The following is a 20,935-nucleotide window of genomic DNA, read 5'->3' as shown; positions in this document are numbered from 1 at the left end:
TATCGAGGCCGTCTGAAAATAATTAGTGTCGGACTAGATTATAAAGAAAAAAATCAGGTAGTCCAAAAGATTCAGACGGCCAAACAGCCTAATTATGGTGCGGTTTCGGCGCTGGAAAACGGTCAAAACCGCAAGGGATAAAGAGCAGCTGAAAATGGAAAATTTTTCAAAATTTGACAAAAATACAACGCTTTATGCGTTTAAGCTTATATTTTAAGCGATATGGATTTTCGGGGTGGAAAATACCGCGCAAGTGATTGGGTGGCGGGCATCATTTTAATCGGGTGGATGCTATAATCAGGCCGTCTGAAAATCGGAATGCCGTCTGAGAAAGTTTCAGACGGCATTTGTTGTGAGCGATATGGGAAAAAACAGTAATACCAAGCGTAATAATCAAGTCCGCATTATCGGCGGCACTCATCGCGGCAGGAAAATCGCGTTTGCCGATGCCGAAGGATTGCGGCCGACGCCGGATATGGTGCGCGAAAAACTGTTCAACTGGCTGGGGCAGAATTTGACGGGGCAGAAGGTTTTGGATCTGTTTTCCGGTAGCGGTGCGCTTGGTTTTGAGGCCGCCTCGCGCCACGCGCAACGTGTTGTGATGGTCGAAAACAACCGCGCGACGCTGCAAACGCTGCGTAACGGTGTGCGGGATTTGGGTTTGGCGCAGATAGAAACCGTGGGTTCGGACGGCCTTCTGTATCTGAAAAACCATACGGAACAATTTGATGTTGTGTTTCTCGATCCGCCGTTTGCATGGTGGCAATGGGCTGAACTGTTCCAATATCTGCAAGCGCGGCTGGCGGATGGCGCGGCAGTTTATATTGAAGCGGGTGCGCTGCCCGAGACGCCGGCATGGTTGCAGCCCTACCGTTCGGGCGCGGTGGGGAAAAGCAGGTTTGAGCTGTTTGTTTATACGCAAGTTGCTGAATAGTATAAAATTTAAGAATCATTTCTGCGGTGTAAACATTCATGCAGACAGACGGATTGGCGATTTGTTTGTGATATAATCCGCGCCGATTCGGTTTTGAATGTTTTAAGCAAAAAGGAAAAACAATGTCGCTCTTTATTACGGATGAGTGCATCAACTGCGACGTCTGCGAGCCGGAATGCCCGAACGACGCCATTTCTCAAGGCGAAGAAATTTACGAGATTAATCCTAATCTCTGCACGCAGTGTGTCGGCCACTACGATGAGCCGCAATGCCAGCAGGTCTGCCCTGTCGATTGTATTTTGATTGACGAGGAAAATCCTGAAACGCCCGAGCAGTTGATGGCGAAGTATGAGAAAATTATTCAGTTTAAGTAAGTGTGTTTAAAAATCAAACAATAAGCAGTTTTTAAGAAAATATTAAAAAAATTTCTTGACTGATATTTTAGATACAAATAGAATGACGTTCTCTTTTGGAGGGATTCCCGAGCGGTCAAAGGGGGCAGACTGTAAATCTGTTGCGTAAGCTTCGAAGGTTCGAATCCTTCTCCCTCCACCAAAATTTCTTACTTGGAGCATCGAAGTATGCGGGTGTAGCTCAATGGTAGAGCAGAAGCCTTCCAAGCTTACGGTGAGGGTTCGATTCCCTTCACCCGCTCCAAAAAATTCGCCCATGTAGCTCAGGGGTAGAGCACTCCCTTGGTAAGGGAGAGGCCGGCAGTTCAAATCTGCCCATGGGCACCATCTTCCATTTTCCTATTAATTTCCAATTTTTAGTTTAGAAGGATTCTTGCCATGGCTAAGGAAAAATTCGAACGTAGCAAACCGCACGTAAACGTTGGCACCATCGGTCACGTTGACCATGGTAAAACCACGCTGACTGCTGCATTGACTACTATTCTGTCAAAAAAATTCGGTGGTGCGGCTAAAGCCTACGACCAAATTGACAATGCGCCGGAAGAAAAAGCCCGCGGTATTACCATTAATACCTCTCACGTAGAATACGAAACCGAAACCCGCCACTATGCCCACGTGGACTGCCCGGGTCACGCCGACTACGTTAAAAACATGATTACCGGGGCCGCACAAATGGACGGCGCAATTTTGGTTGTGTCTGCTGCCGACGGTCCTATGCCGCAAACCCGTGAACACATCCTGCTGGCCCGCCAAGTAGGTGTTCCTTACATCCTCGTGTTTATGAACAAATGCGACATGGTTGATGATGAAGAGCTGCTGGAGCTGGTTGAGATGGAAATCCGCGACCTGCTGTCAAGCTACGACTTCCCGGGTGATGACTGCCCGATCGTTCAAGGTTCCGCATTGAAAGCTTTGGAAGGTGATGCTGCTTACGAAGAAAAAATCTTCGAACTGGCTGCTGCATTGGACAGCTACATCCCGACTCCGGAGCGCGCTGTTGACAAACCGTTCCTGTTGCCGATTGAAGACGTGTTCTCTATTTCAGGCCGCGGTACTGTAGTAACCGGTCGTGTAGAGCGCGGTATCATTCACGTTGGCGATGAAATCGAAATCGTTGGTCTGAAAGACACTCAAAAAACAACTTGTACCGGTGTGGAGATGTTCCGCAAACTGCTGGACGAAGGTCAGGCAGGTGATAACGTGGGCGTATTGCTGCGCGGTACCAAACGTGAAGAAGTTGAGCGTGGTCAGGTATTGGCTAAACCCGGTACCATCACTCCGCACACTAAATTCAAAGCAGAAGTGTACGTATTGAGCAAAGAAGAGGGTGGTCGTCATACTCCGTTCTTCGCCAACTACCGTCCGCAATTCTACTTCCGTACTACCGACGTTACCGGTGCGGTAACTTTGGAAGAGGGTGTTGAAATGGTAATGCCGGGTGAAAACGTAGCCATTACTGTTGAACTGATTGCCCCGATTGCAATGGAAGAAGGCCTGCGCTTTGCGATTCGCGAAGGTGGCCGTACAGTAGGTGCCGGTGTTGTATCTTCTGTTATCGCTTAAGTTTTAGAGGCCAATAGCTCAATTGGTAGAGTATCGGTCTCCAAAACCGAGGGTTGGGGGTTCGAGACCCTCTTGGCCTGCCAAATAAAAAATTAACCGGCCTTAGGTCGGTTAATTTTTTTGTATTTTTAAAATGATTTCAAAGATTGTATCTGAATCATTCTGTTTGCAATATAAGTGAGTGATAGAATGGCTGGACGAATGCCCGAAAATGAGGTGAAAAAGTCAGGTGGTTTGGTTAAGCATGAGGGGCCTGATTTGAAGCGAGAGGGATTGTTTTCCTATTTTCGCAACTCATGGATTGAGTTTAAAAAGGTTGTTTGGCCTGAACGGGCTGATGCTGTCAGAATGACTATTTTTGTCGTTATTTTTGTGGCGATATTGGCGGCATTCATTTATGTAGTGGATAGTTCGATTTCTTGGCTGTTTTTTGATGTGTTATTGAAGAGAGGGTAAGAATGTCAAAACGCTGGTATGTTGTGCAGGCTTATTCTGGTTTTGAAAAGAATGTGCAAAAAACATTGAAAGAGCGCATCGTTCGTGAAGGCATGGAGAGCTATTTCGGGCAGATCTTGGTTCCTGTTGAAGAAGTTGTGGATATCAAGAATGGACGGAAAACAATCAGCGAGCGAAAGTTTTATCCGGGATATGTGCTGGTAGAAATGGAAATGTCGGATGATTCTTGGCATCTGGTAAAGAGTACGCCTCGAGTTTCCGGTTTTATCGGTGGTACAGCAAACCGTCCTGCGCCTATCAGTCAACGAGAAGCTGATGCGATTATGCAGCAAGTGCGCACCGGTGTTGAGAAACCTAAGCCTAAAATTGAATTTGAGGTTGGGCAGCAAGTTCGCGTGAATGAAGGACCGTTTGCTGATTTTAACGGGCTTGTTGAAGAAGTAAATTATGAACGTAACAAGTTGCGTGTATTGGTTCAGATTTTTGGTCGTGAGACTCCTGTTGAATTGGATTTTGGCCAGGTTGAGAAAATTTAAGCTGTTGATTGCTTGAAAGTAAGAGGAAGAGCTTCTATAATACAGAGTTCTTTATTTTGGGGAGCAGATTTTCTGCGTTATACCCGTTTATTTAGGAGTCCTTAAGTGGCAAAGAAAATTATCGGCTACATCAAACTGCAAATTCCTGCAGGTAAAGCCAATCCTTCTCCTCCTGTTGGCCCTGCTTTGGGTCAGCGTGGTTTGAATATTATGGAATTTTGTAAAGCATTTAATGCTGCAACTCAAGGCATGGAGCCTGGTTTGCCGATTCCGGTTGTTATTACTGCATTTGCGGATAAGTCATTCACTTTTGTGATGAAAACGCCTCCTGCTTCTATTCTTTTGAAAAAAGCAGCTGGTTTGCAAAAAGGCAGTGCTAATCCTTTGACAAATAAAGTGGGTAAAATTACCCGCACTCAATTGGAAGAAATTGCAACCACCAAAGAGCCTGATTTGACAGGTGCTGATTTGGATGCGCGTGTGCGTACGATTGCTGGTTCTGCCCGTTCTATGGGCTTGGATGTGGAGGGTGTATAATGGCTAAAGTATCTAAACGCTTGAAAGCTTTGCGCTCTTCTGTTGAAGCAAATAAGTTGTATGCAATCGATGAGGCAATTTCATTGGTAAAAAAGGCTGCCACTGCAAAATTTGATGAATCCGTTGATGTTTCATTTAATTTGGGCGTGGATCCTCGTAAATCTGATCAAGTTATCCGCGGTTCGGTTGTGCTGCCTAAAGGTACCGGTAAAACGACTCGTGTTGCGGTCTTTGCTCAAGGTGCAAATGCCGATGCTGCTAAAGAAGCCGGTGCTGATGTAGTCGGATTTGAAGATTTGGCTGCTGACATCAAAGCAGGTAATTTGAATTTTGATGTTGTGATTGCGTCTCCTGATGCGATGCGTATTGTTGGCCAGCTGGGTACTATTCTTGGACCGCGTGGTTTGATGCCGAACCCGAAAGTCGGTACAGTTACGCCTAATGTTGCTGAGGCAGTTAAAAATGCGAAGGCCGGTCAGGTTCAATATCGTACCGACAAAGCAGGTATCGTTCACGCAACAATTGGTCGCGCTTCTTTTGTGGAAGCTGATTTGAAAGCAAATTTCGATGCTTTGTTAGATGCTATCGTAAAAGCAAAACCTGCTGCGTCTAAAGGTCAGTATCTGCGCAAAGTTGCAGTATCAAGCACTATGGGTTTGGGTGTCCGCGTTGACACTTCGAGTGTGAACAGCTAACAGAGCTGAATGGAATTTTCAGGTGGTTCTCGTGAGTGTTTTCTTGTGAACCACGTGAATTGGGCTACTTAAAATATTAAGTAGATGTCCAAGACCGTAGGGATCGCAAGATTTAATCCGAGAGGCCCTACGCAGACGGTAGTCCTGAAAAATTGACAAAGTAGTTTTAGATGTCTTTTTAGGTTACCGCGCTGGTGGAATGCTGTATGGCATTCTGTTTTAAAACAGTGGGAGGTAGACCTTGAGTCTCAATATTGAAACCAAGAAAGTAGCCGTTGAAGAGATTGGTGCTGCGATTGCAAACGCACAAACTCTCGTGGTTGCAGAGTATCGCGGTATCAGTGTTGCCAGCATGACCGAGTTGCGTGCAAATGCACGTAAAGAAGGCGTATATTTGCGCGTTCTGAAAAATACTTTGGCCCGTCGTGCAGTAGAAGGTACTTCATTTGCAGGTTTGGCAGATCAAATGGTGGGTCCATTGGTCTATGCTGCTTCTGAAGATGCTGTTGCTGCCGCGAAAGTGCTGCATCAATTCGCGAAAAAAGATGACAAAATCGTTGTTAAGGCCGGTTCTTATAATGGTGAAGTAATGAATGCTGCTCAGGTAGGTGAGTTGGCTTCCATTCCGAGCCGTGAAGATCTGTTGTCCAAACTGTTGTACGTTATGCAGGCTCCTTTGGCCGGTTTTGCGCGCGGTTTGGCTGCATTGGCAGAGAAAAAAGCAGGCGAAGAGGCCGCTTAACCGATTTTGTTTCATTTGAAAATTTATTTTTAATACAATACTTGGAGTTTAAATAGCATGGCTATTACTAAAGAAGACATCTTGAACGCAGTTGAACAACTGACCGTTATGGAATTGAACGAGCTGGTTAAAGCTTTTGAAGAAAAATTCGGTGTTTCTGCTGCTGCCGTTGCTGTTGCCGGTCCTGCTGGTGCGGGCGCTGCTGCTGCAGAAGAGAAAACTGAATTTGACGTAGTATTGGCTTCTGCCGGTGATCAAAAAGTTGGCGTGATTAAAGTTGTTCGTGCCATTACCGGTCTGGGTTTGAAAGAAGCTAAAGACATCGTTGACGGTGCACCTAAAACACTTAAAGAAGGTGTTTCTAAAGCCGAAGCTGAAGACATCCAAAAACAATTGGAAGAGGCTGGTGCTAAAGTCGAAATCAAATAATTTTTTGATTTTCAGGTTAAGGCTGGCAGTTTTCTGCCAGCCTTATTTTGCTTTTGTATTGCTTTAAATTTAAATATTTACATTTATTTTCTCTTGTATTGGCATTTAAGTTTAAATAAATGTAAATCATCTTTTGCAAATTCTAATAGCCGTTATCGATGTTTTCAGACGGCCTCATCTCTCAAAATCACCCTTTCGGAGTGTAGTGTATATGAACTATTCGTTTACCGAGAAAAAACGTATCCGTAAAAGTTTTGCCAAACGGGCGAATGTATTGGACGTTCCTTTTCTGCTGGCAACCCAGCTGGATTCTTACTCGAAATTTCTGCAATTGGAAAATGCCTATGACAAGCGCACCGACGATGGCTTGCAGGCGGCATTTAATTCGATTTTCCCGATTGTCAGCCATAACGGTTATGCCCGTTTGGAATTTGTACATTACACCTTAGGCGAGCCGCTGTTTGATATTCCGGAGTGTCAGTTGCGCGGAATTACTTATGCAGCCCCTTTGCGTGCCCGTATCCGTTTGGTAATTTTGGATAAAGAATCCTCTAAGCCGACGGTTAAAGAGGTTCGTGAAAACGAAGTGTATATGGGCGAAATTCCGCTGATGACACCCAGCGGTTCGTTCGTGATTAACGGTACCGAGCGCGTGATTGTTTCCCAGTTGCACCGCTCTCCCGGTGTATTCTTCGAGCATGACCGCGGTAAAACCCATTCTTCCGGTAAATTACTGTTTTCTGCGCGCATTATTCCTTATCGCGGCTCATGGCTGGATTTTGAGTTTGACCCGAAAGACCTGCTGTATTTCCGTATCGACCGCCGCCGCAAAATGCCGGTCACGATTCTGCTGAAAGCGTTGGGCTACAGCAACGAACAAATCTTAGACACTTTCTACGATAAAGAGACGTTTTATCTGTCGAAAGACGGCGTTCAAACCGATTTGGTTGCAGGCCGTCTGAAAGGTGAAACAGCTAAAGCGGATATCGTCGATAAAGACGGCAATGTGCTGGTTGCACAAGGTAAACGCATTACTGCCAAAAATATCCGTGATATTACCAACGCAGGTTTGACCCGGTTGGATGTTGATCCGGAAAGCCTGCTGGGCAAAGTATTGGCTGCGGATTTGATCGTGCCGGATACCGGAGAAGTTTTGGCTGTTGCCAATGACGAGATTACCGAAGAATTGCTGGCGAAACTCGACATCCACGGCGTTGAGCAATTTTCTACTTTGTACATCAATGAATTGGATCAGGGCGGTTATATTTCCAGCACCTTGCGTACCGATGAAACTGTTGACCAACAGGCTGCGCGCGTGGCGATTTACCGCATGATGCGTCCGGGCGAACCGCCTACCGAAGAAGCGGTGGAAATGTTGTTCAACCGGCTCTTCTTCAATGAAGACAGCTATGATTTGTCACGTGTAGGCCGTATGAAATTCAATACCCGTACCTACGAGCAGAAACTGACGGAAGTGCAGCAAAACTCTTGGTACGGCCGCTTGCTGAACGAAACTTTTGCCGGTGCGGCCGAAAAAGGTGGCTATGTATTGAGCATCGAAGACATCGTGGCTTCGATTGCAACTTTGGTGGAACTGCGTAACGGTCACGGCGAAGTGGACGATATCGACCACTTGGGTAACCGTCGCGTGCGTTCGGTTGGTGAGTTGACCGAAAACCAATTCCGCAGCGGTTTGTCCCGTGTGGAACGTGCCGTAAAAGAACGTCTCAATCAGGCGGAATCCGAAAACCTGATGCCGCACGATTTGATTAACGCCAAGCCCGTTTCGGCAGCGATTAAAGAGTTTTTCGGTTCAAGCCAGCTGAGCCAGTTTATGGATCAGACCAACCCGTTGTCCGAAGTAACCCACAAACGCCGCGTATCGGCTTTGGGCCCGGGCGGTTTGACCCGCGAGCGAGCCGGCTTTGAGGTGCGCGACGTACACCCGACCCACTATGGCCGCGTATGTCCGATTGAAACGCCTGAAGGTCCGAACATCGGCCTGATTAACTCATTGTCCGTTTATGCGCGCACCAATGATTACGGCTTCTTGGAAACGCCGTACCGCCGCGTGGTTGACGGTAAAGTAACTGATGAAATCGACTATCTGTCTGCCATTGAAGAAGGCCGTTATGTGATTGCGCAGGCGAATGCCGAGTTGGATGACGAAGGCCGTCTGATTGACGAGTTGGTCACCTGTCGCGAAAAAGGCGAAACCATTATGGCGACGCCCGACCGCGTTCAATACATGGACGTGGCGACCGGTCAGGTGGTGTCTGTTGCCGCTTCGCTGATTCCGTTCTTGGAACACGATGACGCGAACCGCGCATTGATGGGTGCCAACATGCAGCGTCAGGCCGTTCCTTGCCTGCGCCCTGAAAAACCGATGGTCGGTACCGGTATCGAGCGTTCGGTAGCCGTTGACTCAGCAACTGCCATCGTGGCCCGCCGCGGCGGTGTGGTGGAATATGTCGATGCCAACCGCGTGGTGGTGCGTGTGCACGATGATGAAGCAACTGCGGGCGAAGTGGGTGTCGATATTTACAACTTGGTGAAATTCACCCGCTCCAACCAATCAACCAACATCAATCAACGTCCGGCAGTCAAAGCAGGCGATGTTCTGCAGCGCGGCGATTTGGTAGCCGACGGCGCCTCTACCGATTTGGGCGAACTGGCATTGGGTCAGAATATGACTATCGCCTTCATGCCGTGGAACGGTTACAACTACGAAGACTCGATTCTGATTTCCGAGAAAGTGGCCGCAGACGATCGCTACACCTCTATCCACATCGAAGAATTGAACGTGGTTGCCCGCGACACCAAGCTGGGCGCGGAAGATATTACCCGCGATATTCCGAACCTTTCCGAGCGTATGCAAAACCGTTTGGACGAGTCCGGTATCGTGTATATCGGTGCGGAAGTCGAAGCCGGTGACGTTCTGGTGGGCAAAGTAACGCCTAAAGGCGAAACCCAGCTGACGCCGGAAGAAAAATTGCTGCGCGCTATTTTCGGCGAAAAAGCGTCCGACGTGAAGGACACCTCGCTGCGTATGCCGACCGGCATGAGCGGTACTGTTATCGACGTGCAAGTCTTTACCCGTGAGGGCATCCAGCGCGACAAACGTGCCCAGTCGATTATCGATTCTGAATTGAAACGCTACCGCCAAGATTTGAGCGACCAACTGCGTATTTTTGACAACGACGCATTCGACCGTATCGAGCGCATGATTGTCGGCCAAAAAGCCAATGGCGGCCCGATGAAGCTGGCAAAAGGCAAAGAAGTCACCGCCGAATATCTGGCCGGTCTGCCGAGCAAACACGACTGGTTCGACATCCGTTTGAGCGACGAAGAATTGGCCAAACAGCTCGAGCTGATTAAATTGAGCCTGCAGCAAAAACGCGAAGAAGCGGACGAACTGTATGAAATCAAAAAGAAAAAACTGACTCAGGGCGACGAGCTGCAACCCGGCGTACAAAAAATGGTGAAAGTATTCATCGCCATCAAACGCCGTCTGCAAGCGGGTGACAAAATGGCCGGCCGCCACGGTAACAAAGGCGTGGTATCGCGCATTCTGCCGGTGGAAGATATGCCTTACATGGCAGACGGACGTCCTGTCGACATCGTTCTGAACCCGCTGGGTGTACCGTCGCGTATGAACATCGGTCAGATTTTGGAAGTTCACTTGGGCTGGGCGGCAAAAGGTATTGGCGAACGCATCGACCGTATGCTGAAAGAGCAACGCAAAGTCAGCGAATTGCGTGCCTTCCTGAACAAACTCTACAACAGCAGCGGCAAACCGGAAGATTTGGACAGCCTGACCGACGACGAAATCATCGAACTGGCATCCAACCTGCGCAAAGGCGCGTCTTTCGCCTCACCGGTATTTGACGGTGCGAAAGAAGCCGAAATCCGCGAAATGCTGAACCTGGCTTATCCGGGCGACGATCCTGAAGTGGAAAAACTCGGCTTTAACGACAGCAAAACCCAAATTACACTGTACGACGGACGTTCCGGCGAAGCATTCGACCGCCGCGTAACAGTCGGCGTGATGCACTACCTCAAGCTGCACCACTTGGTTGACGAGAAAATGCACGCCCGTTCGACCGGCCCGTACTCGCTCGTTACCCAGCAGCCGTTGGGCGGTAAAGCCCAGTTCGGCGGCCAGCGTTTCGGTGAGATGGAGGTCTGGGCGCTGGAAGCCTATGGTGCCGCCTACACGCTGCAAGAGATGCTGACCGTGAAGTCCGACGACGTAACAGGCCGTACCAAAATGTACGAAAATATCGTCAAAGGCGAACACAAAATCGACGCCGGTATGCCGGAATCCTTCAACGTATTGGTTAAAGAGATTCGCTCATTGGGCTTGGATATTGATTTGGAACGCTACTGATAAAAAGTTTTCAGACGGCCTCAAAATATCAGGCCGTCTGAAACCGCTGTCAAAGCCACTGAATCCACTATCCGCCAAGCGGTAAAAAATACTTCCTTTAAGGAGCAGAAATGAATTTGTTGAACTTGTTTAATCCCTTGCAAACCGCAGGCATGGAAGAAGAGTTTGATGCCATCAAAATCGGTATTGCCTCTCCTGAAACCATCCGTTCATGGTCTTACGGCGAAGTTAAGAAACCCGAAACCATCAACTACCGCACCTTCAAGCCCGAGCGCGACGGCCTGTTTTGTGCCAAAATTTTCGGCCCGGTCAAAGATTACGAATGTTTGTGCGGCAAATACAAACGCTTGAAATTCAAAGGCGTAACCTGTGAAAAATGCGGTGTGGAAGTTACTTTGTCCAAAGTGCGCCGCGAACGCATGGGGCATATCGAATTGGCCGCGCCTGTTGCGCACATCTGGTTCTTGAAATCCCTGCCGTCCCGTCTGGGCATGGTATTGGACATGACCCTGCGCGACATCGAGCGCGTGCTGTATTTTGAAGCCTTCGTTGTCACCGACCCCGGCATGACGCCGCTGCAACGCCGTCAATTGCTGACCGAAGACGATTACTACAACAAATTGGACGAATACGGCGACGATTTCGATGCCAAAATGGGTGCCGAAGGTATCCGCGAACTGCTGCGTACCTTAGACATTACCGGCGAAATCGAAATCCTGCGTCAGGAATTGGAATCCACCGGTTCCGATACCAAAATCAAAAAAATCGCCAAACGCTTGAAAGTTTTGGAAGCATTTCACCGCAGCGGCATGAAGCTGGAATGGATGATTATGGACGTCCTGCCTGTTCTTCCGCCCGATTTGCGTCCGCTGGTACCGCTGGACGGCGGCCGTTTTGCGACTTCCGATTTGAACGACCTGTACCGCCGCGTCATCAACCGTAACAACCGTCTGAAACGCCTGCTCGAGCTGCACGCGCCCGACATTATCGTGCGCAACGAAAAACGTATGCTTCAGGAAGCCGTAGATTCCCTGCTGGACAACGGTCGCCGCGGCAAAGCCATGACCGGCGCCAATAAGCGTCCGCTGAAATCGCTGGCCGACATGATTAAAGGTAAAGGCGGCCGTTTCCGTCAAAACCTCTTGGGTAAACGTGTGGATTACTCAGGCCGTTCCGTAATTACCGTCGGCCCTTACCTGCGCCTGCACCAATGCGGTCTGCCGAAAAAAATGGCGCTGGAGCTGTTCAAACCGTTTATTTTCCACAAGCTGGAAAAACAGGGTTTGGCCTCTACCGTCAAAGCTGCAAAAAAGCTGGTCGAGCAGGAAGTACCCGAAGTATGGGACATCTTGGAAGAAGTCATCCGCGAACACCCGATCATGCTCAACCGTGCGCCGACGTTGCACCGCTTGGGTATTCAGGCGTTCGAACCGATTCTGATCGAAGGCAAAGCCATCCAGCTTCACCCGCTGGTTTGTGCCGCGTTCAACGCCGACTTCGACGGTGACCAAATGGCCGTTCACGTTCCGTTGAGTCTGGAAGCGCAAATGGAAGCGCGCACGTTGATGTTGGCATCAAACAACGTGCTGTCGCCCGCCAACGGCGAGCCGATTATCGTACCTTCTCAAGACATTGTCTTGGGTCTCTATTATATGACCCGCGACCGCATCAATGCGAAAGGCGAAGGCAGCCTGTTTGCCGACGTGAAAGAAGTACACCGCGCCTACCACACCAAACAGGTCGAGCTGGGTACCAAAATCACCGTGCGCCTGCGTGAATGGGTAAAAAACGAAGCCGGCGAATTCGAGCCTGTGGTCAACCGTTACGAAACGACCGTCGGCCGTGCGCTGCTGTCTGAAATTCTGCCCAAAGGCCTGCCGTTTGAATACGTCAACAAAGCCTTGAAGAAAAAAGAAATTTCCCGACTGATCAACGCATCGTTCCGCCTCTGCGGCCTGCGCGATACCGTGATTTTCGCCGACCACCTGATGTACACCGGTTTCGGTTTTGCAGCCAAAGGCGGTATCTCGATTGCGGTGGATGACATGGAAATCCCGAAAGAGAAAGCCACATTGCTGGCCGAAGCCAACGCCGAAGTGAAAGAAATCGAAGACCAATACCGTCAGGGCCTGGTGACCAACGGCGAACGCTACAACAAAGTCGTGGATATTTGGGGCCGTGCCGGCGACCGCATCGCCAAAGCGATGATGGATAATCTGTCCAAACAAAAAGTTATTGACCGCGACGGCAACGAAGTCGAGCAAGAGTCGTTCAACTCCATCTACATGATGGCCGACTCCGGTGCGCGTGGTTCGGCGGCGCAGATCAAACAGCTCTCCGGTATGCGCGGTCTGATGGCCAAACCGGACGGCTCGATTATCGAAACCCCGATTACCTCAAACTTCCGTGAAGGCTTGACTGTATTGCAATACTTTATTGCAACCCACGGTGCCCGTAAGGGTCTGGCCGATACCGCCCTGAAAACCGCCAACTCCGGTTACCTGACCCGCCGTCTGGTGGATGTTACCCAAGACTTGGTTGTGGTCGAAGACGACTGCGGCACTTCAGACGGCTTCGTCATGAAAGCCGTGGTACAGGGCGGCGATGTGATCGAGCCGCTGCGTGACCGTATCTTGGGCCGTGTTACCGCAGCCGACGTGGTTGACCCGTCCGGTGGCGAGACGCTGGTGGAAGCCGGTACTCTGCTGAACGAGCAACTGGTTGATCTGATTGACCAATCCGGCGTTGACGAAGTCAAAGTCCGCACTCCGATTACCTGTAAAACCCGCCACGGCCTATGCGCCCACTGTTACGGCCGCGACTTGGCGCGCGGTAAACTGGTCAACACAGGCGAAGCCGTCGGCGTGATTGCCGCCCAGTCCATCGGCGAACCGGGTACCCAGCTGACCATGCGTACCTTCCACATCGGTGGTGCCGCATCGCGTGCCGCCGCCGCCAGCCAAGTGGAAGCCAAATCCAACGGTACTGCCCGTTTCAGCAGCCAGATGCGCTATGTTGCCAACAACAAAGGCGAGCTGGTCGTCATCGGCCGTTCTTGCGAAGTCGTGATTCACGACGACATCGGCCGCGAACGCGAACGCCACAAAGTACCTTACGGCGCGATCCTGCTGATTCAGGACGGCGCAGCGGTCAAAGCCGGCCAAACCCTGGCCACTTGGGATCCGCATACCCGCCCGATGATTACCGAACACGCCGGTTTGGTGAAATTCGAGAACGTCGAAGAGGGCGTCACCGTTGCCAAGCAAACCGACGACGTAACCGGCCTGTCTACCCTCGTGGTCATCGACGGCAAACGCCGCACCGCGTCCGCATCCAAACTGCTGCGCCCGACCGTCAAACTTCTTGACGAAAACGGCTTGGAAATCTGCATTCCCGGCACCACAACGCCCGTTTCCATGGCCTTCCCCGTCGGCGCCGTGATTACCGTGCGCGAAGGTCAGGAAGTCGGCAAAGGCGACGTATTGGCGCGTATCCCGCAGGCTTCTTCCAAAACCCGCGACATTACCGGCGGTCTGCCGCGCGTAGCCGAACTGTTTGAAGCCCGCGTACCCAAAGATGCCGGCATGCTGGCCGAAATCACCGGTACCGTTTCCTTCGGTAAAGAAACCAAAGGCAAACAGCGCCTGATCATCACCGATGCCGATGGCGTGGCTTACGAAACCCTGATTTCCAAAGAGAAACAGATTCTTGTCCACGACGGTCAAGTCGTAAACCGCGGCGAAACCATCGTTGACGGCGCCGTCGATCCGCACGACATCCTGCGCCTGCAAGGCATCGAAGCGCTGGCACGCTACATCGTCCAAGAAGTGCAGGAGGTTTACCGCCTGCAAGGTGTGAAGATTTCCGACAAACACATCGAAGTCATCATCCGTCAGATGCTGCGCCGCGTGAACATTGCCGACTCTGGCGAAACCGGCTTCATTACCGGCGAGCAGGTCGAGCGCAGCGACGTCATGCAGGCCAACGAAAAAGCACTTGCCGAAGGCAAAGAGCCGGCACGTTTCGAAAACGTCCTCTTGGGCATTACCAAAGCCTCGCTTTCGACCGACAGCTTCATTTCCGCCGCATCGTTCCAAGAAACCACCCGCGTGCTGACCGAAGCCGCGATTATGGGCAAACAGGACGAACTGCGCGGTCTGAAAGAAAACGTCATCGTCGGCCGTCTGATTCCTGCCGGTACAGGTCTGACCTACCACCGCAGCCGCCATCAGAACGAGCAGGACGGCGCCGAATCTGCCGCACAGGAAAATGCAGCCGAATAAAGGCTGATGCAAAAACCGCTGCAACAGAAGTTGCGGCGGTTTTATTTTGGCTTGGCGGATTGGGTGATTTGAATTACAGCAAGAGGCCGTCTGAAAAACGTTACCAAGCATTTTTCAGATGGCCTCAACGTTTCCTCAACATTTGTTTTACGCCTCTTCCTCAAACCGTATCCGCCGCAGCCATTTCGACAAATCGTGGTCAGGGTCGAGCAGGCCGTAGCGCAGGAACGCGTCGAGCGTCACCAGTTGCGCGTCGTGCATCATTTCGCAGTTCTGCATCGCCGCCAAAAGTTCGTCCACGCCCATCAGCATAAATTCCGCCACTTCGCCGTCGCGGTTTTTCGGGCGCACGGTTGCGGGCAGGACGACATCGAAAATGTGCAGAACTTCATTGTGCAGGCCGCGCGAAACGGGACGCAGGCTGCGGATTTTGTTTTGCAGGCCCATCCCGCCGAGCAGGGCGGCGTTTAAGCCCGCTTCTTCCTCGCTCTCGCGCAAAACCGCATTGGTCGAGGTTTCCCCGCTGGCGATGCCGCCGCCGACCATATTGTCCAAGCGGTTGGGGGCGACGGCTTTATCGGGGCTGCGGCGGCCGATCCAAAACTTCCATTCGCCGTCTCTGTGGACGAGGCCGTTGAGGTGGACAGCGTGGCTCATCAGTCCGAGCGGGCGGAAGGCCGAGCGTTCCAGCGGGAAAAGCGATTGGCCGTCGGCGCTGTACACGTCGAACAGTTCGTTGCGCCAGCCGGGCAGCAGGCCGCTGTCGCGCCAGCCGGCGGCGGTTTGTTGCAGGTTTTCGCCCAGCTCGCGCCAGTTTTTGCCGTCTAAATGCAGGCCGTCTGAATTTTCGCGCAGAAAATCGGGCCAGCCGCGCAACAGCAAATCGCGCCATTTGTCGTTCAGACGGCCTAGAGGCAGGCCGTTGAGCCAAAGCGGCTGCCAAACGCCTTTGAGGCCGTAGGTTTCCTGCGCCCACTGCCACAGGCTGTCGTGTATGCCGTCGTCGAGCGGCTGGGAAAAATGGGGGCGTTCGGACATATCGTTGCCTGTTTGCAAATTAACTTTGTGATTGTAACGCCTTTAATTCAGTTTGTAACCGCAAGACTACAAAGCGTCTTTTTTTGCGATACGCGGCTGTTTGAATGATGCAACATGGGTTTGGGAGGACTGGCTAGGTACGGTTAGCCGCAGCAAGCGGCGTAACCGTACACCGCGATTTTGGGAAAACCTGTTGATGCCGTCTGAAAAAAAGAACGGTTTGCACGGGTTTGCACGGTTACGCCGCTTGCGGCGGCTAACCGTACCTACGGCTTGCTCAATCTTTCAGACGGCCTGAACCCCGCCGCAAAACCCCGCAACGAATCTCCCCCAAAGCAAGCCCGCCGCATGCGGAAAACGCTATAATGAAACTGTTTCAGACGGCTTCAATCCCATACCGTCTGAAAAATTCCCAAATTTTCCCGAGCAGCGCACCATGAACAATATCGGACTTTTCGGCGGCACGTTCGACCCGCCCCACAACGGACACCTCCACATCGCCCGCGCCTTTGCCGACGAAACCGGCCTCGACGCCGTCGTTTTCCTGCCCGCAGGCGACCCCTACCACAAAACGCAATCCACCCGAACCCCCGCACGCCACCGTTTTGCCATGACCGAGCTGGCCACCGCCGACGAGCCGCGTTTTGCCCTCAGCGATTGCGATATGGTGCGCGAAGGTGCGACTTATACCTTTGATACCGTTCAGATTTTCCGCCAGCAATTTCCGCAGGCGCAGCTTTGGTGGCTGCTGGGCAGCGACAGTCTGATGAAGCTGCACACTTGGAAAAAATGGCAGACGCTCGTGCGCCAAACCAATATCGCCGTCGCCATGCGCGAAGGCGGCAGTCTCAGCCAAGCGCCGCGCGAGCTGCACGGCTGGCTCGGCGAAGCCCTGCAAAACGGCAGCGTCAAAATCCTGCAAACCCCGCAGATCGACATCAGCTCCACCCAAATCCGCAGGCAAATCCGCAACGGCAGCCTTTCAGACGGCCTCGTTCCGCAGGCGGTCGAACGCTACATCCGCAACCACGGGCTTTACCGCCAGGCCGTCTGAAAACTACCTTAAATTCAGCCTGATAAGCTATAATGCCGCCTGAAAAAACAATTGGAAACATTATGAACGAACAAGAACTCAGCGACCTGCAAAAAATGGTCGAAGTCGCCGTCAACGCGCTTGAAGACATCAAAGCCAAAGACATTTCCGTATTGGAAACCCAAGACAAAACCTCGCTGTTTGCCCGCATGGTCATCGCCAGCGGCGATTCCACCCGCCAAGTCAAAGCGCTGGCAAACAACGTCGCCGTCGATTTGAAAGAAGCCGGTTTTGAAATTTTGGGCACTGAAGGCGACAGCGGCGAATGGACGCTGGTCGATGCCGGCGACTTGGTCGTCCACGTCATGCTCCCTGCCGTGCGCGATTTTTACGACATCGACACCCTCTGGGGCGGCGAAAAACCCGGCTTCCACGCCGGCGCCGCCAAGCCGTGGCACGCGGCGGATTGAAGATCCGACAATCCCGCAAATGCCGTTCAAGCCTTTGCAGGACTGATTCAATTTTTTGCAAATATCAGGCCGTCTGAAACTTTCAGACGGCCTTTCCGCCGGGAACCTACATGAACATCACCGTATTGGCCGTCGGCACCAAAATGCCGCGCTGGGTCGACGAAGCCGTCGCCGAATACGCCAAACGCTTCGGGCGCGACGTCGCCTACACCCTCAAAGAAATCAAACCCGAAAAACGCGGCGCCGGCGTCAATGCCGCGCAGGGTATGGCGGCAGAGGAAAAACGCATCTTCGAAGCCGTTCCGCAGGGCGCGTTTCTGGTCGTGCTCGACGAACGCGGCAAAGCCCCGACATCGGTCGAGTTGGCTGCCCACCTGCAACAATGGCAGCAAAACGGCGAACACGTCTGCTTCGTCATCGGTGGTGCCGACGGCATGACCGACGCGCTCAAGCAGAAAGCCCACCTGATGCTGCGTCTCTCCAGCCTGACCCTGCCGCACGGCATGGTGCGCGTGCTCCTGACCGAACAGCTCTACCGCGCCGTGTCGATTCTGCATAATCATCCGTATCATCGGGAGTAGGGGAATTGGGCAAACCTCTGGAAATGATATTTATAAACAACATGTTGCACTGATTTTGTGGATTAAAAGTACGCAATCGGATATAATTTCACAATTGAGTTTTTATATAGGCCGTCTGAAAACCCGATAGTGTCCGGTAAGCGTTTTTCAGACGGCATCAAAGGAGCAAAATAACATGATGACTTTATATTCGGGCATTACCTGCCCGTTCAGCCAACGCTGCCGTTTTGTCTTGTTTGAAAAAGGTATGGACTTTGAAATCAAAGATATCGACGTTTTCAACAAACCCGAAGATTTGGCGGTGATGAACCCCTACAACCAAGTGCCGGTTTTGGTTGAGCGCGATTTGATTCTCTACGAATCCAACATCATCAACGAATACATCGACGAACGTTTCCCCCACCCGCAGCTGATGCCGGGTGATCCCGTTATGCGCGGGCGCGGCCGTTTGGTGTTGCACCGCATGGAAAAAGAGCTGTTCAGCCTGGTGCAGATTATGGAAAACCCCGCCGCAACCAACAAAGAGCAGTCCAAAGCCCGCGAAGCCATCGCCAACGGCCTGACCATGCTCGCCCCCGCGTTCACCAAAAACAAATATATCTTGGGCGACGATTTCTCCATGATCGACGTTGCCCTGTCGCCGCTGCTGTGGCGTTTGGACCACTACGACATCAAGCTGGGCAAATCCGCCGCGCCGATTTTGAAATACGCCGAACGTATTTTCCAGCGCGAAGCCTTCATCGAAGCCCTGACGCCGGCCGAAAAAGCCATGCGCCGCTAAACCGCCGAAAGGAAAACCGATGACCGCCAGTACCAAGCCCTATCTGCTCCGTGCCCTTTACGAATGGTGTTTGGACAACAACCAAACGCCGCATATCGTCGTTTGGGTCAACGAACACACCCGTGTGCCCGCGCAATATGTGCGCGACAACGAAATTGTGTTGAACATCGGCCAAACCGCCAGCCACAACCTGAGCATAGACGACGAATGGGTACATTTTTCCGCCCGTTTCAGCGGCGTTGCCCACGATATTTGGATTCCCGTCGGCCACGTTATCAGCATTTTCGGGCGCGAAAGCGGCGAGGGCATGGGTTTTGAAGTCGAACCTTATCAGCCTGAAAATACGGACACGCAAGCAGACAAACCGCAGGCCGCAGCGGATAAACCTGCCGAAGCTGCGAAGCCGAAAAAAGGTTTGAAACTGGTGAAATAAATCGAAAAGCCGTCTGAAATATAATTCAGACGGCTTTTCGTTTTCAACACCGGTTTTGGGTAAAGACCGTTGCAAAATCAAAAAGGCCGTCTGATACTTTGACTACGCTCAGTGCAAGCACTTTTACGGATGTCATTCCCGAGCAGGCGGAAATCCATGTTTAATTTTCGGGAATTTAATTTTAAAACAAGATATTGCCTGTTTTGACCGTGGATTCCCGCCTGCTCGGGAATGACGCCGGTTGAGTAATTAACCGTTTCAGACGGCCTTTAGGCAGACGTTTCTTATTTTTGCAAAGTCTCAGGCCGTCTGAAAATTTTTCCGAAAGATTTTCGTCGGCATTCAAAAAGTCCGTAAAAAAAGCAACGGCCCAAACCGTTGCTTTTTCTGTTTCCCAAACCGCCGCTTTACAGGCTGCCCAAGATGATGCGTAAAACGCGGCGCAGCGGTTCGGCGGCGCCCCAGAGGAGTTGGTCACCGACGGTGAACGCGCTGATGTATTCGCCGCCCATGCCCAGCTTGCGGATGCGGCCGACGGGAACGGTCAGCGTGCCGGTAACGGCGGCGGGCGTCAGGTCGTGGATGCTGGCTTCTTTTTCGTTGGGAACGACTTTTACCCAGTCGTTCGCGCCTGCCAGAATGGCTTTGATTTCGGAGACGGGCAGGTCTTTTTTCAGTTTCAGTGTCAGCGCCTGGCTGTGGCAGCGCATGGAGCCGATGCGGACGCACAGGCCGTCGATGACGACAGGGTTGCTGCGGCCGAGGATTTTGTTGGTTTCGACGCCGCCTTTCCATTCTTCTTTAGACTGGCCGTTGCCCAAATCCACGTCGATCCACGGAATCAGGCTGCCAGCGAGCGGTACGCCGAAGTTGGCTTTGGGGTAGCCGTCGCTGCGCAGGAAATCGGAAACTTTGCGGTCAATGTCGAGAATCGCGCTGGCGGGATCAGCCAGTTCGCCGGCGACTTGCGCGTGAATCGCGCCCATGCCGCTGATGAGTTCGCGCATATTTTTCGCACCTGCACCGGATGCGGCTTGGTAGGTCATGCTGGTTGCCCATTCGACCAAGTCGTTTTGGAACAGGCCGCCCAAAGCCATCAGCATCAATGAAACGGTACAGTTGCCGCCGATGTAGTTTTTCACGCCGTTTTTCAGGCCGCTGTCGATGACGTTGCGGTTGACGGGGTCGAGCACGATAATCGCATCGTCGGCCATGCGCAGCGAGGAGGCGGCGTCAATCCAGTAGCCGTTCCAGCCGGAATCGCGCAGGGGTTGGAACACGGATTTGGTGTAGTCGCCGCCCTGACAGGTGACGATGATGTCCATTTTGGACAACTCGACGATGTCGGAGGCGTCCAGCAGGGTTTTGGCGGCCTGACCGAAATCGGGCGCCGCGCCGCCTGCGTTGGAGGTTGTGAAGAAATACGCTTCGGGGATATGGACGAAATCGTTTTCTTCCTGCATACGCTGCATCAATACCGAACCGACCATGCCGCGCCAGCCGACGAAACCTACTTTCATTGTTGTGCTCCTGGGGGAAATTGTTGACAAAATTAAGATGAAAATGAAAAAAGTGTTTTAACGCCGTATGGGGAAAATGTAAAGTTTTTTTTGGGGTTACA

18 protein-coding genes and 4 tRNA genes are annotated in these 20,935 nt (G+C 51.7%); 20 read left to right on the top strand and 2 right to left on the bottom strand.

What is annotated here, in order from left to right; translation table 11 throughout:
- Positions 1 to 361 precede the first annotated feature (361 nt).
- The 15 genes from rsmD (at position 362) to rpoC (ending at position 14,978) form a co-directional block, all read left to right on the top strand.
- Positions 362 to 934, top strand: a complete 573-nt coding sequence (rsmD, locus tag BG910_RS05185; RefSeq protein ID WP_089035923.1) for a 16S rRNA (guanine(966)-N(2))-methyltransferase RsmD — start codon at positions 362 to 364, stop codon at positions 932 to 934.
- A gap of 122 nt (positions 935 to 1,056) precedes the next feature.
- Positions 1,057 to 1,308: a YfhL family 4Fe-4S dicluster ferredoxin gene (locus tag BG910_RS05180; RefSeq protein WP_089035922.1), complete on the top strand. Its 252-nt coding sequence runs from the start codon at positions 1,057 to 1,059 to the stop codon at positions 1,306 to 1,308.
- Positions 1,309 to 1,405: 97 nt separating this feature from the next.
- Positions 1,406 to 1,489: transfer RNA gene (locus tag BG910_RS05175), tRNA-Tyr, on the top strand.
- A gap of 28 nt (positions 1,490 to 1,517) precedes the next feature.
- A tRNA-Gly gene (locus BG910_RS05170) sits at positions 1,518 to 1,591 on the top strand.
- 8 nt (positions 1,592 to 1,599) lie between these two features.
- Positions 1,600 to 1,674 (top strand) — tRNA-Thr (locus BG910_RS05165).
- 51 nt (positions 1,675 to 1,725) lie between these two features.
- A complete protein-coding gene (gene tuf, locus BG910_RS05160; protein ID WP_089035815.1) occupies positions 1,726 to 2,910 on the top strand; it encodes an elongation factor Tu in 1,185 nt (394 codons plus the stop codon).
- A gap of 7 nt (positions 2,911 to 2,917) precedes the next feature.
- A tRNA-Trp gene (locus BG910_RS05155) sits at positions 2,918 to 2,993 on the top strand.
- 118 nt (positions 2,994 to 3,111) lie between these two features.
- Positions 3,112 to 3,366, top strand: a complete 255-nt coding sequence (secE, locus tag BG910_RS05150) for a preprotein translocase subunit SecE (protein WP_232462241.1) — start codon at positions 3,112 to 3,114, stop codon at positions 3,364 to 3,366.
- A gap of 2 nt (positions 3,367 to 3,368) precedes the next feature.
- On the top strand, positions 3,369 to 3,902 hold the full coding sequence (nusG, locus tag BG910_RS05145) for a transcription termination/antitermination protein NusG (RefSeq protein ID WP_089035920.1): 534 nt from the start codon (positions 3,369 to 3,371) through the stop codon (positions 3,900 to 3,902).
- A gap of 105 nt (positions 3,903 to 4,007) precedes the next feature.
- Complete coding sequence (rplK, locus tag BG910_RS05140) at positions 4,008 to 4,439, top strand: 50S ribosomal protein L11 (RefSeq protein ID WP_089035919.1); 432 nt, start codon at positions 4,008 to 4,010, stop codon at positions 4,437 to 4,439.
- On the top strand, positions 4,439 to 5,134 hold the full coding sequence (rplA, locus tag BG910_RS05135) for a 50S ribosomal protein L1 (RefSeq protein WP_089035918.1): 696 nt from the start codon (positions 4,439 to 4,441) through the stop codon (positions 5,132 to 5,134). Before rplK ends, rplA begins: the two co-directional genes overlap by 1 nt.
- Before the next feature lie 241 nt (positions 5,135 to 5,375).
- Positions 5,376 to 5,876: a 50S ribosomal protein L10 gene (gene rplJ / locus BG910_RS05130; RefSeq protein WP_089035917.1), complete on the top strand. Its 501-nt coding sequence runs from the start codon at positions 5,376 to 5,378 to the stop codon at positions 5,874 to 5,876.
- Positions 5,877 to 5,933: 57 nt separating this feature from the next.
- The gene (gene rplL / locus BG910_RS05125; protein WP_089035916.1) at positions 5,934 to 6,305 is read left to right on the top strand and encodes a 50S ribosomal protein L7/L12; all 372 of its coding nucleotides are present in this window, start codon (positions 5,934 to 5,936) and stop codon (positions 6,303 to 6,305) included.
- 211 nt (positions 6,306 to 6,516) lie between these two features.
- Complete coding sequence (gene rpoB / locus BG910_RS05120) at positions 6,517 to 10,695, top strand: DNA-directed RNA polymerase subunit beta (protein WP_089035915.1); 4,179 nt, start codon at positions 6,517 to 6,519, stop codon at positions 10,693 to 10,695.
- 110 nt (positions 10,696 to 10,805) lie between these two features.
- Positions 10,806 to 14,978 carry a DNA-directed RNA polymerase subunit beta' gene (gene rpoC, locus BG910_RS05115; protein WP_089035914.1) on the top strand — a complete coding sequence of 1,391 codons (4,173 nt, stop codon included), beginning with the start codon at positions 10,806 to 10,808 and terminating at the stop codon, positions 14,976 to 14,978.
- Positions 14,979 to 15,125: 147 nt separating this feature from the next.
- On the opposite strand, the gene BG910_RS05110 is transcribed toward rpoC, so the two are convergent.
- On the bottom strand, positions 15,126 to 16,016 hold the full coding sequence (locus BG910_RS05110) for an NUDIX hydrolase (RefSeq protein WP_089035913.1): 891 nt from the start codon (positions 16,014 to 16,016) through the stop codon (positions 15,126 to 15,128).
- A gap of 436 nt (positions 16,017 to 16,452) precedes the next feature.
- On the opposite strand from BG910_RS05110, the gene nadD reads away from it, so the two are divergent.
- The 5 genes from nadD (at position 16,453) to BG910_RS05085 (ending at position 19,314) form a co-directional block, all read left to right on the top strand.
- Entirely contained in the window at positions 16,453 to 17,070 is a 618-nt protein-coding gene (gene nadD, locus BG910_RS05105) for a nicotinate-nucleotide adenylyltransferase (protein ID WP_089035912.1), read from the top strand.
- Between the two features lie 62 nt (positions 17,071 to 17,132).
- On the top strand, positions 17,133 to 17,519 hold the full coding sequence (gene rsfS / locus BG910_RS05100) for a ribosome silencing factor (protein ID WP_089037148.1): 387 nt from the start codon (positions 17,133 to 17,135) through the stop codon (positions 17,517 to 17,519).
- A gap of 110 nt (positions 17,520 to 17,629) precedes the next feature.
- The gene (rlmH, locus tag BG910_RS05095; RefSeq protein ID WP_089035911.1) at positions 17,630 to 18,100 is read left to right on the top strand and encodes a 23S rRNA (pseudouridine(1915)-N(3))-methyltransferase RlmH; all 471 of its coding nucleotides are present in this window, start codon (positions 17,630 to 17,632) and stop codon (positions 18,098 to 18,100) included.
- Positions 18,101 to 18,275: 175 nt separating this feature from the next.
- A complete protein-coding gene (locus BG910_RS05090; RefSeq protein WP_089035910.1) occupies positions 18,276 to 18,881 on the top strand; it encodes a glutathione S-transferase N-terminal domain-containing protein in 606 nt (201 codons plus the stop codon).
- Between the two features lie 19 nt (positions 18,882 to 18,900).
- Positions 18,901 to 19,314, top strand: coding sequence for a ClpXP protease specificity-enhancing factor (locus BG910_RS05085; RefSeq protein ID WP_089035909.1), 414 nt, complete (start codon positions 18,901 to 18,903; stop codon positions 19,312 to 19,314).
- A 407-nt stretch (positions 19,315 to 19,721) separates the two neighbouring features.
- On the opposite strand, the gene asd is transcribed toward BG910_RS05085, so the two are convergent.
- Entirely contained in the window at positions 19,722 to 20,834 is a 1,113-nt protein-coding gene (asd, locus tag BG910_RS05080; protein WP_089035908.1) for an aspartate-semialdehyde dehydrogenase, read from the bottom strand.
- Positions 20,835 to 20,935 lie beyond the last annotated feature (101 nt).

Origin of the sequence: Neisseria chenwenguii (genome assembly GCF_002216145.1) — a bacterium.
Lineage (GTDB): Bacteria > Pseudomonadota > Gammaproteobacteria > Burkholderiales > Neisseriaceae > Neisseria > Neisseria chenwenguii.
Note: the sequence above shows the minus strand (reverse complement) of the source record. Positions and strands in the feature narration are given on the sequence as shown.

What these genes read in the sequence shown, in the direction of transcription:
- secE (WP_232462241.1), top strand. Translation starts at nt 3,112, where the DNA reads ATGCCCGAAAATGAGGTGAAAAAGTCAGGTGGTTTGGTTAAGCATGAG.
- BG910_RS05110 (WP_089035913.1), bottom strand. Translation starts at nt 16,016, where the DNA reads ATGTCCGAACGCCCCCATTTTTCCCAGCCGCTCGACGACGGCATACAC.
- rplA (WP_089035918.1), top strand. Translation starts at nt 4,439, where the DNA reads ATGGCTAAAGTATCTAAACGCTTGAAAGCTTTGCGCTCTTCTGTTGAA.
- tuf (WP_089035815.1), top strand. Translation starts at nt 1,726, where the DNA reads ATGGCTAAGGAAAAATTCGAACGTAGCAAACCGCACGTAAACGTTGGC.
- asd (WP_089035908.1), bottom strand. Translation starts at nt 20,834, where the DNA reads ATGAAAGTAGGTTTCGTCGGCTGGCGCGGCATGGTCGGTTCGGTATTG.
- rpoC (WP_089035914.1), top strand. Translation starts at nt 10,806, where the DNA reads ATGAATTTGTTGAACTTGTTTAATCCCTTGCAAACCGCAGGCATGGAA.
- nadD (WP_089035912.1), top strand. Translation starts at nt 16,453, where the DNA reads ATGAACAATATCGGACTTTTCGGCGGCACGTTCGACCCGCCCCACAAC.
- BG910_RS05085 (WP_089035909.1), top strand. Translation starts at nt 18,901, where the DNA reads ATGACCGCCAGTACCAAGCCCTATCTGCTCCGTGCCCTTTACGAATGG.
- rlmH (WP_089035911.1), top strand. Translation starts at nt 17,630, where the DNA reads ATGAACATCACCGTATTGGCCGTCGGCACCAAAATGCCGCGCTGGGTC.
- BG910_RS05090 (WP_089035910.1), top strand. Translation starts at nt 18,276, where the DNA reads ATGATGACTTTATATTCGGGCATTACCTGCCCGTTCAGCCAACGCTGC.
- rplL (WP_089035916.1), top strand. Translation starts at nt 5,934, where the DNA reads ATGGCTATTACTAAAGAAGACATCTTGAACGCAGTTGAACAACTGACC.
- rpoB (WP_089035915.1), top strand. Translation starts at nt 6,517, where the DNA reads ATGAACTATTCGTTTACCGAGAAAAAACGTATCCGTAAAAGTTTTGCC.
- rsmD (WP_089035923.1), top strand. Translation starts at nt 362, where the DNA reads ATGGGAAAAAACAGTAATACCAAGCGTAATAATCAAGTCCGCATTATC.
- BG910_RS05180 (WP_089035922.1), top strand. Translation starts at nt 1,057, where the DNA reads ATGTCGCTCTTTATTACGGATGAGTGCATCAACTGCGACGTCTGCGAG.
- rsfS (WP_089037148.1), top strand. Translation starts at nt 17,133, where the DNA reads ATGAACGAACAAGAACTCAGCGACCTGCAAAAAATGGTCGAAGTCGCC.
- nusG (WP_089035920.1), top strand. Translation starts at nt 3,369, where the DNA reads ATGTCAAAACGCTGGTATGTTGTGCAGGCTTATTCTGGTTTTGAAAAG.